The organism is Bartonella sp. AP9QHHD, assembly GCF_042195625.1.
Lineage (GTDB): Bacteria > Pseudomonadota > Alphaproteobacteria > Rhizobiales > Rhizobiaceae > Bartonella.
Window position 1 is genome coordinate 1 of the sequence record NZ_JBHIOP010000055.1, and the last position, 15,487, is coordinate 15,487.

General features: G+C 37.8%; 4 protein-coding genes and 3 pseudogenes. 6 read left to right on the plus strand and 1 reads right to left on the minus strand.

Annotated features, from left to right (window positions below):
• Positions 1-822: 822 nt before the first annotated feature.
• The gene (locus tag ACFIK4_RS04305) at positions 823-1,953 is read right to left on the minus strand and encodes a metallophosphoesterase (RefSeq protein ID WP_375632454.1); all 1,131 of its coding nucleotides are present in this window, start codon (positions 1,951-1,953) and stop codon (positions 823-825) included.
• A 770-nt stretch (positions 1,954-2,723) separates the two neighbouring features.
• On the opposite strand from ACFIK4_RS04305, the pseudogene ACFIK4_RS04310 reads away from it, so the two are divergent.
• The 6 genes and pseudogenes from ACFIK4_RS04310 to ACFIK4_RS04335 all read left to right on the plus strand — a co-directional run.
• Positions 2,724-5,081, plus strand: a pseudogene (locus tag ACFIK4_RS04310) (NosD domain-containing protein); the annotation flags it as partial.
• A gap of 633 nt (positions 5,082-5,714) precedes the next feature.
• Positions 5,715-9,028 (plus strand): annotated as a pseudogene (locus ACFIK4_RS04315) (autotransporter outer membrane beta-barrel domain-containing protein).
• A 434-nt stretch (positions 9,029-9,462) separates the two neighbouring features.
• Positions 9,463-9,669: pseudogene (locus tag ACFIK4_RS04320) on the plus strand (Arm DNA-binding domain-containing protein); the annotation flags it as partial.
• 396 nt (positions 9,670-10,065) lie between these two features.
• Positions 10,066-13,674 (plus strand): autotransporter outer membrane beta-barrel domain-containing protein, encoded by a 3,609-nt coding sequence (locus ACFIK4_RS04325; protein WP_375675117.1) that lies wholly within the window; start codon positions 10,066-10,068, stop codon positions 13,672-13,674.
• Between the two features lie 829 nt (positions 13,675-14,503).
• Positions 14,504-15,229 (plus strand): right-handed parallel beta-helix repeat-containing protein, encoded by a 726-nt coding sequence (locus ACFIK4_RS04330; RefSeq protein WP_375675119.1) that lies wholly within the window; start codon positions 14,504-14,506, stop codon positions 15,227-15,229.
• Positions 15,230-15,273: 44 nt separating this feature from the next.
• On the plus strand, positions 15,274-15,487 hold a 214-nt coding region (locus ACFIK4_RS04335), incomplete at its 3' end, for a hypothetical protein (protein WP_375675121.1).

Genomic DNA, 15,487 nt, shown 5'->3' on the forward strand with positions numbered 1-15,487 from the left:
AATTGTGAGATAGACGACATAAAGCCATCGACAATCGAATTAGCCAGATCTTCGCCCGCTTGTTCCATACCAGCCTTGGCAGCATCAGAGAGCTTTTCACGGGCAAAAAAGCTCTTTCTAAACTGGAACTTCTTAAAATCCCCTTTTTACACCTCTCTCAAAGCAAAGATAAAACTGCCAAAACACGTGAGAGTCATCTAAGGATAATTGCATGAGACCATAACAGCTATAAACAGACTCCAATATTTGTATCATATTATTGTAACGATTTACTTACGTATAAAAGAAGAAGATAAAATTGTAATACAACTAAAAGTTCATACGGTTAATCAAGAGAAATTATATAGCATCACAAAACATCAATTGTTTGAAGATTATAAGTAAAAAATTGATCAAAATAAAAAGCTTTTCTTATGAAAAAGAAAAGAGTTGCCCATGAGTAGATATTATAAACTCTAACAAAGGGCATAACTTGATAATTATACCGCAACAAACTAATAGAAACAGCCTTCTTGATAATTCTGGACAACATGTGCTAGCAAATTATGAACACACCCTTGACAAACTCCCCTTTCTTCAAAGATGAAAGCCTAAAAAGAAAAATAGAATAACAAACCATTATTCTGCTTTGTATTAAAGCTCAGTTCACATTAAACCATTGCACTTATAGCGTATAACCTGAAATCTTAGCAGCTTTGAAAAAAAATATGTCTGATTTTTCACTCTATTCCTAAATAACATTTAGACACTCCTACTGCTCTTCAAGTCCGCACATATAACACGTTTTTTCCCTCATGCTTTAAGACAAAGAAACAAATCCTATTATAACTTACTGCAACTTGCCGAAAATTGGGTGTCTTTCCCTATAACACCAAGATCTTTAATTAAAAGCGGTTTTCCTATTTCTCCATTATAGGCTTTAACGTGAATGGTCTTGCCTTTCACATCTATGAGGTAATAATCTCCATTAAAAAGCGCACCAGCTGTATAGATAGGGATATTTCCAAAAACCTTATCATTTTTCGCACGGCAATAAGACTGATAATGCGTGTGACCCACGAAGATTGCTTTAACATTATGAGAGGTAATAATTGACTTAAAGACCGACAAATCTTTAGCATTCTTTTTACGAATAAAAAAGGATTCACCATCAATGGAAGCAGCACGCGCATCATGAAAATTAATGATTGTCACTTTACCTCTTGCATCAGCAGCAGCTAAATCGTTCCTAAGCCAATCTAAAGATTTATTGATTTGCACTTCTGTAGACTGCCCCTTCAAACCAACCGTATAGCTTGGATAATTGTGAAGCTGCACATAGTGAACATCTCCATAATCCCAAGAATAACTCAAACTCCCCCTTATCGAGCGAATATTTCCACCCGAAATGGGAACCAAGCTTTCAGTAACATCTGCATTGAAATGCGATAATTGACTACGGTATTTTTTGATTTCCGATACCATTCTTGAAACTGCACTTATAGCACAAGCATCTTTGTAAAAGCTGAATTCTTGAGGATTTGTACAATTACCAACATTATTGGCATAATCGTGATTCCCTAGCCCCTCATAGACAGGTGCTCCAAGAGTTTTATAAACATTTTCATAATCATCATAGTTTTTTTGTTGTCCAAACTCCGTCAGATCACCATTGACAATATGGAATGCAGCTTTGTGCGCTTTTATCACACCAGCAACCTGCTCATTTATCTTTAACCATGGCTCTCTGTTTGATATTCCATTGGCATCACCAGAGTTTAAACGCCACGGTTGCGGATCAGCCATAATGATAGCAGTATAATTTTTTGTAAGAGACTTTTCTTTCATCGACCAATCCATGAATGCATCATGATAAAGCCTCTTGTCTCTTTTTATTTTTTCAGAATCAAGATTAAAACAACCAGAGAGAGTAAAAGCAATCACGGTGATTACCAATTCAACTTTATATCTCATAAACCTATCGCCATAAAAACGTTACATATTATATTAAAAAATTCCTCAGAAGCAATTTTTTAGATTTTATTGTCAAAAATATGTCAAAAATTCGAAATAACGAAAGCAATAATCCTTCAATGAAGGTGCACTTTGATGATATAAAAGCACTGTTGATTTCAAGCCTTCAACTTGAAGCATCTTCATTGATTAAGATTTATAAGCTTGGGCTCTGGCTCTTTCAAATGTCATCGATACATCAACAGCTTATAAAAACTTAGTCGTATACTATTAAAATATCCCCAACAGGAGAAAGAATGTATTCTTATACTAGAGCACCCAACTCCTTTGGATATCAAGATCAAATATATTAGAATATTATGATAAATAAGGTATAACTAATCAAAAGTGCTAGCAATAGTGTTTGATTATTACCGTCATCACTTACTTTGACAAGTTATAAAAATGCAGAAGTATTACAGAAAATACTATTATTACTTTATAAAAAAATAATATAACTTATGTAAGTATTATAATAATATTTATAATTTCTATAATATAGATTTACAGTAAATTTAATTATATAATATAAATAATTACAAACACATTGTGTGTTAAATATAAATTAATACAAATTTAATATCATTTGTTTTTTAATTTTGACAAAAAACCAAAAATATCTTACCAAATAAAGACAATTATCGAAATTAATAACAACTATCCATTTTCACTTCTTCTTATGAAGTTTGCGGGGAAATGAATATTTGGGGGCTCTCATAAGGAGAATACTAGTGTATAAAACATCCCTTTTATCATGCACAGCTGCGGCTGCTATCATACTATTCAACATCCAGTTCACTGCACATGCTGAAACTCTTGGCGTTGCCAACGAAGAAAAAGATATATCCGGAAAAACGTACGAGACTATTTATGTAAAAGACAAAGGAAAAATCACCGGCAGTACTGTAACTGTAACTGGAAATAAAAACACAAATACAGACACAGGTAGCGATAAATATGTTGTAACAGTTGAAGGTGCTAACAGTGCGCTTGAATTAAATGGCTTAAATATTCAAGGCACTGATTCTGATGTTCGTTTTGGTATTTCTGTAAAAGACGGCGCTAACATCAACCTGACTGGGGGGAACATTACAGCTTCTCAAACTGGTGTTTATATTGATGATAGTAAGAATAGTAGAAATATACTACAAAATGTAGTGATATCAGATAATAAAAATGAAGCATCATCACTCCTTGGAATAGAAATAAACAACGAAAGTTTTATCACTTTAGAAAATGTAACAGTTAAGCAAGCAGAAACTGGTATACTTGCGGATGTCGTTTCTCAAGTTATAGTATCCGGAGGATCATTCGAAGGTAAAATGGATGGCGTATATGCTATGGGCGGCACCACCATTACTGTAGATGGCGGTACTAACATTACCTCATCTAATGGTAACGGACTCCATGCCGATGATGAAAATACCACCATAAAAATGACTGGGGGAAGCGTAACTGGAAAAGACGCAGCATTGTATACAAACGACGGTGGTCATATTAAAATCACGGGTGGTACTCTAACAGCTAAGGAAGATACCACAAGTGCACCTACTACAGAAGGGGATAACCCTGCATATAATAAGGGTACTAAAATTGAGAGTGGATTCGGCGCATTGTCTCAAGGTGAAAACAGTGTGATTGAATTATCTGATACAAAGATCAATGATGCGACAATCGGGTTAAAAACACAAGAAAGTGGCGCAATCGCAATGACTGGGGGAAGCATTACAGCGTCCAAAGTTGGTGCATTCTTTTTAGATAGCAAGAGCAAAGAAAACGAACTGAAAGATGTAGTGACATCAAGTGGGAAAGATGATGCGCCACTAATCAATGGAATCAAGGCAACTAACAGTAATGTCACTTTAAATAATGTAACAGTGACGCAAGCACAAACTGCCATAGATGCATATGATTCCACAGTAAAAGTCTTAGGAGGATCATTTGATGCAGAAAAAGCAGCAATATTTGCTCAAAACGGCGGCAACATCACTTTAACTGGCGGTGCAAAAATTACATCATATAACGATGCTGGACTCTATGCGGAAGGTTCAAAGTCCATCATCGAAATGACAGGAGGGAGCATTACAGCGAAAGAGGAAGCAGTAACGACAACATACGGTGGCCATATTACTGTTACAGATGTCACCCTAAAAACAAATGGTGATGGACTTGGTGTAGCTTCTGATGACCTTGGTAGCATGATTGAATTACTTGGAAAGACAACGATTAGTGATAGTGCAATCGGGCTTCAAGCACAAAACGGTGGTGTAATCAAGATGACTGGGGGAACCATTACAGCTTCTGCAGCTGGTGCTGGCTTCTTAAACAGTAACAGCCGTGAAAACAAACTAGAAAATGTGACAATATCGAGTGGTAAAGACGATGCGCCACTGAACTTTGGAATAAAAGCAGATAAAGGTACCGTCACTTTAAAAGATGTAACAGTGACTCAAGCAGCCGCCGGTATATTTGCAGATCATGATTCGACAATAACAATCTCGGGAGGATCATTTCATGCACAAAATGCAACAATATCTGCTCAAAACGGCAGCGCCATCACTTTAACAAACGGTGCAAAAATTACATCATCTGATGATGTTGGATTATATGCTAAAGATTCAAACTCCTCCATCACAATGATAGAAGGAAACGTCACGGGAAAAGCGAGTGCTTTGGTTGCTGAAGATGGTGGTCATATTACTGTTACAGATGTTACCCTAAAAACAAATGATAGCGATAAGTCATTTGGTGTATTTTCTAATGGCGCAAATAGTGTAATTGAATTGCTTGGAAAGACCACAATTAGTGGTAGTGCAATCGGGCTTGCATTCCAAAATGATGGCGCAATCAAGATGATTGGAGGAACCATTACAGCTTCTGCAGCTGGTGCTGGCTTCTTAAACAGTAACAGTCATGAAAACAAACTAGAAAATGTGACAATATCGAGTGATAAAGACGATACGCCACTGAACTTTGGGATAAAAGCAGATAAAAGTACCGTTACTTTAAAAGATGTAACAGTGACTCAAGCAGCCGCCGGTATATTTGCAGAGAATGATTCGACAATAACAATCTCGGGAGGATCATTTCATGCACAAAATACAACAATATCTGCTAAAAGCGGCAGCACTATCACTTTAACCAATGATGCAAACATTACATCATCTGATAATGTTGGACTCTATGCAGAAGGTTCAAAATCCACCATCACAATGACGGGAGGAACTGTCACGGGGAAAGGTAATGCATTGGTTGCTGAAAATGGTGGACATATTATTGTTGCAGATGTAGCTCTAACTGTCACAGATGTGGCTCCAAGTGACGACTATATATCGTCTGGTGTATTTTCTGTTGGTGAAGGCAGTGTAATTGAATTACTTGGAAATACAACTATTAGTAATAGTGCACTCGGGCTTCAAGCACTAAACGATGGTGCAATCAAGATGACTGGAGGAGCCATTAAAACTTCTCTAGTTGGTGCTGGCTTCTTAAACAGTAACAACAGCGAAAACAAGCTAGAAGGTGTAAAGATATCGAATAGTAAAGACGATGCGTTACTGAACTTTGGAATAAAAGCAGATAAAAGTACCGTCACTTTAAAAGATGTAACCGTCATGCAAGCAACCAATGCCTTAGTTGCAGATGATCACTCGACAATAACAGCCTCAGGAGGATCATTTCATGCACAAAATACAACAATATCTGCTCAAAACGGCAGCGCCATCACTTTAACCAACAATGCAAACATTACATCATCTGATAACATTGGACTCTATGCAAATAGTTCAAACTCCACCATCAGCATGACGGGAGGAACCGTCACGGGGAAAGGTAATGCATTGGTTGCTGAAAATGGTGGACATATTACGGTCACAAATGTGTCTCTAAATGTTACAGATGTATCTCTAGGTGACGAAGATATATCGTCTGGTGTATTTTCTAATGGCGAAGGCAGTGTAGTTGAATTGCTTGAAGGAACAACGATTAGTAATAGTGAAATTGGACTTACAACAAACGATGGTGGCGCAATAAACATGACTGGAGGGACCATTAAAACTTCTCTAGTTGGTGCCGGCTTTTTAAACAGTAACAGCGGTGAAAACAAGCTAGAAGGTGTGAAGATATCGAATAATAAAGACGATGCGTTACTGAACTTTGGAATAAAAGCAGATAAAAGTACCGTCACTTTAAAAGATGTAACAGTGACTCAAGCAGCCGCCAGTATAGTTGCAAATGATCACTCAACAATAACGGTCTCAGGAGGATCATTTAGTGGACATGATGTAGGAGGAAGCGCCGAAGCCAGCAGTACGATTATCTTAAAAAACAATGCTAACATTATATCATCTAATGGCGAAGGACTCCTTGCAGACGGTTCAGGATCTAAGATCATAATGACGGGAGGATCCGTAGCCGCGAACAAAACAGCGTTATTCGCAATCAACGGTGGGCATATTGATGCCACAGATGTTGCTCTAACAACAGAGGGAAAAGGAAGCGGTGCATTTGTAAGTGGCAATGACAGCACAATTCAATTGCATGGTGATACAATAATTAACAATACTTTGGACGGCCTTGGAGCAGTTAACGGTGGTAAAATCATTAGCGAAAACTTATCGATAATCGGTGGTGAAGCACTTGAAGGCCCCGACAACGAGCGCACTGGTATATGGACATCGGACTCTGGTAGTGAAGTTAGGTTAATGGGCAAAACAACCATTCAAAATGTCGATGAAGGGTTTTATGCAGACGGTGGAAGTAAAATCATTAGCGGAGATTTAACAATAACTGGTGGTGAAAGTAAACAACAAACCGTTGCTGTAAACGTTGCGGAGTCTGATAGTGCAATCGAATTAAATGGTAAAACAATCATTCAAAATTTTGATGTTGGTCTTTTTGCAGGAAATAATAGCACAATTAAGATGACGAATGGTTATATTGGAGCAGCAGAGAATACAATAAAAAATAAAATAGAAGCAAAAAAGTTGCACTATGGGCGGCAGCTAATGGACATATTGATCTCAAAGATGTTTCTGTAACAGCAGGAATCAGCGGCTTGCAGTTCTTAGCTCTCCCTAATACCAAAACCGATGAATCAAATGATCCGCAAAAACATCAAAATAGTGAAATCAATTTAACCAATGCAGATATTCACGCTGAAAATGGTACTGGAATTTTCATTGGAGCTTTCACTAACGATAACATTGAAGATATTCCAACTTTATCAATCGGTACAGCAAATCTCAAAAATTCAGAAATCCATGCTGATGTATTGTTAGGAGATGGTCTTTTTGAAGATCCAAAATCTTGGAAAAATGACAATTATTGGAACAATAAAGAGGTTAAAGCGATCTCCAATGGCACCTTCACATTAAGCGCTGATCATTCAACTTTAGAAGGCAGAGCGAATATTGCTAAAGACAGAAATGTACATTTTGATCTAAAAAACAAGACAACATGGACACTAAAGACCAGTACAAAAGAAAAAGATGCTGATGGCAATCTGCTTGATATTGCTCAAAGATCTCGTTCCGATATTTCTACGCTTAATCTCGATAACAGCTCTATTATCTTTAATGGACCAACAGAAGATCATTATCACACATTGCATATAGGTTCTGGTAAACCAGATACGCAAGAAGTCTACAACGCCTCTGGTGACGCAAAGATTTACTTCAACATTGCTTGGAGTGATGGCGTAGCAAGTGCCGATCAAAAAACCGATAGACTTTTGATCCACGGTGATGTCTCAGGCTCCACAACAGTTTATATCAAAAGCGATTCAGGAGATGAAAGTAGTGTAGTCAATGCTGCTGATCCTTCCAATATAGGTGGCCTCTCGCTCATTCAAGTATCTGGAAAAGCACGAGAAGACTCTTTCAAACTCGTAAATGGCTATACCACAAGAAATCGTTTGCCTTATAAATATACGCTAACGGCCTATGGACCAGAGTCAAGCCACGGTACAGCCGATGTTGCACAAAGCCTCTTTGATGAGAAGAATGAAAATTTCTGGGATTTCCGCTTACATAAAGAAATTCTTGAAACGGATTCTGGTTCTGGTCCAAGTGTGATCGTCCCTGTAGCACAAACGGCCAGTTACTTAGTCATGCCAAATGCTCTCTTCTATAGTGGATTAACGGATATGGCTAAACAAAACGCGCTTTTAGCCAATATCAGAACATCTGTCTTAGGAAAAGAAGAGGAAAAACAAACCGGTTTCTTCCTCTATACTTACGGAAACACAGGAACCTTATCTTCTGAACGCGGACCTCTCAAATATGGTTATGGTGCTGATATCCGCTATGCTGCTCTCCAAGCCGGAGTCACATTCGCAGCATTAGAAGGACAAAATACCACAACACATTTCGGTCTTGTAGGCACCTATGGGCGGCTGTCTTTCACTCCAAAGGACATAGCGGATGCCAGTAAGAACACATTGGATAAATGGTCACTAACAGCTTATGGCAGCGTGCAGCATGACAATGGTTTCTATATGGATACACTGTTATCCTATGGAATTCTAAAAGGAGATATCGGCAATGCTATCATTGGCAAAACCGCAAAATTGCAAAATGCCAAAATGTTGAGTATCTCCACCACTGTTGGCAAAGAGTTTGCAACCGGAATGGAAAGTTTAACATTTGAGCCACAAGCACAAATTGCCTATCAACATTTGATGTTTAATACCATTGAAGATGCTGATAATTTTACCGTTGATATGAAAAATCCTTCTCAATGGTTGATCCGTGTTGGTGGACGTTTGACAAAAACCATTTCCACTGAAAGCAACCGTCCAATGTCTTTCTATGGAAAAGTAAACTTGATCAAAACCTTTGGTGATAATGGTACCATCCAGATTGGCAGAGATTTTGACCTTGATCCTATGGGACCTGCAATTGAAGGCGGCGTTGGCATCAATGCGCAACTGTCTCACAATTTCTCCCTTCATGGTGATGTAAGTTATCAACAAAAGCTTCAGAAAACTGGTATATCTGGAGCAAATTTCTCAGGCGGCATACGCTATCAGTTTTAAAACAAGGCTGTAAAAATAGCCTATTCATTCTATTCAATTTAACAAAAAGGGCAGCACAGTATGCTGCCCCTTTTGTACATTAAAGTCATCCTTTTTCCTTTTAAAGCACCCTCCCCTCTTTATACTTAGTTCTTTACGAAAATCTCCAAGACAAGACACAACAAACGCAACAGAGCACTTCCATCCCCAGTGGATGAAGAGTACTTCCTACTTTGAAAAAAAGAGAAGTCTATTAGAAATAAATTAATACCACAAGTGTTCAAGGCATTGATTTATAATCATAATCTAGCGTTATTCATATTGAATGAGAACCCTGAATAACGTAAGATTCTCTCATCTTAAATCTGTGTATCTTGAATCAATCAAAATCACTTGCTTGCACGTCACAAGCGGGGTTGATGTGTGGGTAAAAACTATAGCAGAAAGGAGTAAAAATGGTTCTTATGAATCGTCTTAATGCAAGGGCTGTCGCAACATTGGGAGCTGGCAAATATAATGATGGTGCCGGCTTGCTTCTCCATAAGCGTAAAGATGGAGGTGCTCAATGGCTGTATCGTTATACCATTCATGGGCGGCGTCGCGAAATGGGCTTGGGTGCTTTAAGAGATGTCTCTTTAAAACAAGCCCGTGAATTGGCAACTGGGTTGAAAGATGAAAGCCCACTTTAAGCCCAAGTAAGTTAGCTTTTTTACAAGCTTCTTCTACATCCTTTTTTGTTCCCTCATAACCCCAATTTGCGTCATATAATAATCCCTACCATCACGTAAAAGATGTCATGGTACCACTATATCAGTATCTCACAATATTTCTCTGAATAATAATATTCAAAATTATAATTCTTTAAATAAAATCCATTATAAATACATTTTGTATTAGACATAATTAATATCAATTATTTTTTAATTTTGACAAAAAACCAAAAATGTCTTACCAAATAAAGACAATTACTGAAAGTAATAACAACTATCCATTTTCACTTCTTCTTATGAAGTTCGCGGGGAAATGAATATTTTGGGGCTCTCATAAGGAGAATACTAGTGTATAAAACATCCCTTTTATCATGTACGGCTGCAGCCGCTATTATCCTGTTCAACATCCAGTTCAGTGCACATGCTGAAACCCTCGTAGTTTCTGAGGGAAAACAACAAGAAGTATCCGATAAAACCTACGAAACTATTCACGCAAAAGACGGTGGCAAAATCATTGGAAAACATTTAACCATTGTTACGAATAAAGATATAAACCAAGGCACAAACCAAACCGTCTATGCTGTAACAGCAGAAGGTGCTAACAGTGCGATTGAGTTACTGGATGGCACAACCATTAAAGGCACTGGTTCTGGTATTTTCTTAGGACTTGAAGCCAAAGACGGTGCTACACTTCAAATGACTAAGGGAACAATTACATATTCTGGAATGGAGGCCTCCTCATCTGGCATTTTATCTAGCACTGGTGCTTCCTTTTCTGACAGTAAGAGTAAAAAAAACAAGCTGGAAGACGTAGTAATATCGAGTGAAAACGATAACAGTTCACTATCCTTAGGAATAAGTGCTAAAAACAGCACAGTAACCTTGAACAATGTAACCGTAACTCAAGCACTAAAAGGCATATTTGCAGATGATCACTCGACAATAACAGTGTCTGGAGGATCACTCGATGGGGAAACTGATGGGGTATATGCTGGAAACGGCAGCATCATTACTTTAAACAACAATGTTACAGTCGCATCATCTAAGGGTAATGCACTCCATGCAGATGGTATAGAATCCAAGATCACCATGAAAGGAGGGGCTGTCATAGGAGGAAGTTTGAATGGACATGAAGACGCATTATTTACAGAAAATGGTGGACGTATTGAAATTACGGATGTTACTCTAACAACCAATAACTTCGGAAACGGTGCAAATGCCAATGGCTTTGGAAGCATAATTGAATTAAAAGGCAAAACAAGCATTGAAAAAGTTAGAGATGGACTGAGAGCAGAAAAAGGTGGTAAAATCACCAGCGAAGATTTAACAATAACTGCTTATGAAAACCAAGAATACGGTACTTCTGGTATAACAGCCATTGATCCCAATAGTGAAGTTCAATTAAAGGGTTATACAACCATTGAAAAAGTTTTTGTCGGTCTTGAAGCCTTTAATGGTGGCAAAATCGTTAGCGGAGATTTAACAATAGTCGGTGGTAAAGCAATTAATGACAACCCCAATGAAGCACGATCTGGTGTATGGACATCGGGCTCTGGGAGTGAAATTCAGTTAACTGGCAAAACAACCATTCAAAATTTTGATGAAGGTCTTTATGCAGATGATGGGAGTAAAATCATTAGCGGAGATTTAACAATAATCGGTGGTGAGTCCGAAGCAGCAACCGTTGGTGTAAGCACTTGGGAGGCCGATAGTATAGTTGAATTAAATGGCAAAACAACTATTCAAAATGTTGGTATTGGTCTCGCTACTGGTGAAGATGGCACAATTAAGATGGTTAATGGCGCTATTGATACTAATTCTAAAGGTCTAGATCCCCAATCCGACACTCCTCAGAATGGGAAAAAAAATAAAATAGAAGCAAAAATGGCTGCGCTGGTTGTAATAAATGGCGGACATATTGATCTGACAGATGTTTCTGCCACAGTAGAAGTTGCCGGTTTACAATTCGCAACTTTCTCCGATGATAATCCAAATGGCTCGCATGATCCACAAAAATATCATAGTAATGAGATCAATCTGACCAATGCAGAGATTCATGCTGAAAATGGCACAGGAATTTTCATCGGAGCTGTTGTTGAAAAAAGCATCGAAGATGCTACAGCTCCATCAATCGGCACAGTCAATCTTAAAAAATCAGAAGTCCATGCCGATGTTTTACTAGGAAATGGTATTGCTTGGGACAAAGCGTCATGGAAAGATAAAGATTTGTGGGATGATAAAGAGGTTAAAGCGATCTCCAATGGCACCTTCACCTTAAGCGCAGATCAGTCTATTTTAGAGGGTAGAGCAAATATTGCTAAAGACAGAAATGTGCACTTTGATCTAAAAAACAATACAAAATGGACGTTGAAAATCAACAAAAATGAAAAAGATGATGATGGCAATCTTCTTGATATCGCTCAAAGATCTCGTTCTGATATTTCCACGCTTAATCTCGATAACAGCTCTATTATCTTTAATGGACCAACCGAAGATCATTACCAAACATTGCATATAGGTTCTGGTAAACCAGACACGCAAGAAGTCTACAATGCAACGGGTGATGCAAAGATTTACTTCAACACGGCTTGGAGTGATGGTGCTGCAATAAATGACCAAAAAACCGATAGGCTTTTGATCAATGGGAACGTCTCAGGCAACACATCAGTTTATGTCACGGGGCGCTTAGAAGAGAACAATATCGAAGCAAATACCTCTGCTGCTGCCAATGTCCGGGGTCTTTCACTCATTCAAGTTTCTGGAAAAGCAGAAGAAAACTCTTTCAAACTAGTAAATGGCTATACCACAAGAGGTGGCTTACCGGATATGTATACACTACATGCCTATGGACCAGACTCAAGCCAAGGCAAAGCCGATATTGCACAAAACCTCTTTGATGAAAAGAATGAAAATTTCTGGGATTTCCGTTTACAACCCGAACTGCTTGACTCCAATTCTGGTTCAAATCCTGATCCTGAAACAAATATCCCTACCGTTGCCCCTGTACCACAAACAGCAAGCTATTTGGTCATGCCAAATGCTCTCTTCTATAGTGGATTAACCGATATGGCTAAACAAAACGCGCTTTTAGCCAATATCAGAACATCTGTCTTAGGAAAAGAAGAGGAAAAACAAACCGGTTTCTTCCTCTATACTTACGGAAACACAGGAACCTTATCTTCTGAACGCGGACCTCTCAAATATGGTTATGGTGCTGATATCCGCTATGCTGCTCTCCAAGCCGGAGTCACATTCGCAGCATTAGAAGGACAAAATACCACAACACATTTCGGTCTTGTAGGCACCTATGGGCGGCTGTCTTTCACTCCAAAGGACATAGCGGATGCCAGTAAGAACACATTGGATAAATGGTCACTAACAGCTTATGGAAGCGTGCAGCATGACAATGGTTTCTATATGGATACACTCTTGTCCTATGGGATAATAAAGGGAGATATCACCAATGCTATCATTGGTAAAACCGCAAAATTGAAAAACGCCAAAATGTTTAGTATCTCCACCACTGTTGGCAAAGAGTTTGCAGCTGGAATGGAAGATTTAACATTTGAGCCACAAGCACAAATTACCTATCAACATTTGATGTTTAATACCATTGAAGATGCTGATAATTTTACCGTTGATATGAACAATCCTTCTCAATGGTTGATCCGTGTTGGTGGACGTTTGACAAAAACTATTTCCACTGAAAACAACCGTCCAATGTCTTTCTATGGAAAAGTAAACTTGATCAAAACCTTTGGTGATAATGGTACCATCCAGATTAGCAGAGATTTTGACCTTGATCCTATGGGACCTGCAATTGAAGGCGGCGTTGGCATCAATGCGCAACTGTCTCACAACTTCTCCCTTCATGGTGATGTAAGTTATCAACAAAAGCTTCAGAAAACTGGTATAAGTGGTGCAAGGTTTTCAGGTGGTATACGCTATCAATTTTAAGGAAAGGAAATTCTTCTCGGAACCTCTTATTTTAAGCAGAGCAGCCTGTGCCCTACATGAGAAGGAAAGCACATGTACAAGCGTATGAGACTGAAAAAAGTGTAAAAGCGAGCGTTGCTTTCCCGTTCGTTTGCACAGAAAGGCTGCACAACTCTGTATTGTGCAGCTTTTTTAATTTTCTATAATATTATGTAGCCCTTTTGTTGATATTACCTCTTGTAAATAAACCCTGCTTTTCTTTTCTGCTAAAGTCCTTTTTATTCCTTAAAGAAACCTCTTTCTTCTTCATGCAGTAGATGTACTAGCTTTTCTTTAAAGGAATTCCCTTCACCTCTTTACGGCAGAAGATCTGCTGCAAAATACCTTTTTGCGCAGAAAATCCAATCAGGCATAACAAACATAACACAATGCTTTGTACTCAATTTATCTAAAATGCTCAGGAAATCATAAAGAAGAGCTAAAGCTTTATCAATCATCATAAGTATTATTTAAGTATATACATAAATATATTTTAGATATACAGAAAACAAATATTAAATTCATTATGTGATTGAAATTATAATAGTTTATATTTAATAATTTGTTTTATAAATTATAAATTACATAGTTATTTACAAAATAAAAAACCATTTAATAAAAATTTATTATAGAATACAAGTAAATAATAAATTTACTATATAAATGTAAAAATAAATAAAGTATAAAATTATATAAATATTTTATATAAAAGTTAAAATAATATAACCTCCCGATGAAAATTGTGTGTTCTTTATCCTTTTTATAAGCGGGGAGAGAATATGCGGAGGCTTATAAGTTAAGGAAAATCTTCATGTCTAAAAAATTTTTACTATCCTGTACAACTGTTGCGACAATCGCGCTGTTTAATGCTCATACTAATGTAAAAGCCGAAAAAATCTTAATGAATTTTCATGGAATAACTGAGGAAGCATCCAACTTCACTGTTGGCGGTATAATAGTGATAAAAGGTAGTGGAATAATTGGAAAAAATTTAGCAATAATTCACGACAGCAAAAACATGGAGGACGACTGGTTGAGCACTGTACGCATTATCGAACCTAATAGCTTTCTTGACTTATCAGAATCAACGATTAAGGCTAAAGAAATCGGTGTGATGGCAACAGACGGTGGTATAATAAAAATGAATGCAGTAGGTATTATTGCTCCTACAGTAGGCTTATTTCTCGAAGATAGCAAAAGTGATAAAAACAAGCTGAAAAATGTGACAATAACGAGCAGTAAAGATGACTTAATGGAAAAAGGAATAGCTCTTTATAAGGAAAGTAAAGTCATCTTGGAAAACGTAACAGTTACTCAAGTAAAAGTGGGTATAGAAGCGTTGGATAATTCTCAAACAACGGTATCAGGAGGATACTTTAATGCAAAAGAGCATGGAATATACGCTGGTACAGGCTCTACAATTACTTTAAAGAACAATGTTACAGTGTCCTCTGATGAATATGGCCTCAATGCAAATGGTGCACAATCCAAAATCACGATGATTGGGGGAACTGTAACTGGGAAAAAAATGCATTAGTTGCAGCAAATAGTGGATATATTGATGGCATAGATACCACTCTAATGGCAGATGGCAATGGAAAAGGTGCATGGGCTAACGGCCCCAACAATACAATTGAATTGCATGGCAATACAACAATTAAAGAAGCTGCAATCGGACTTGAGGCAAACAGTGGTGTCATTCAAATGACAGGAGGATCTATCACTGTTTCCGAGACAGGGGCTTCTTTTGAAAACAGCAAGAGTGACAACAACAAGTTAGAAAATGTCGTGATAA

Bases quoted from the DNA above. Each gene is read 5' to 3' on its own strand.
- ACFIK4_RS04305 (WP_375632454.1), bottom strand. From the start codon at position 1,953: ATGAGATATAAAGTTGAATTGGTAATCACCGTGATTGCTTTTACTCTC.
- ACFIK4_RS04330 (WP_375675119.1), top strand. From the start codon at position 14,504: ATGTCTAAAAAATTTTTACTATCCTGTACAACTGTTGCGACAATCGCG.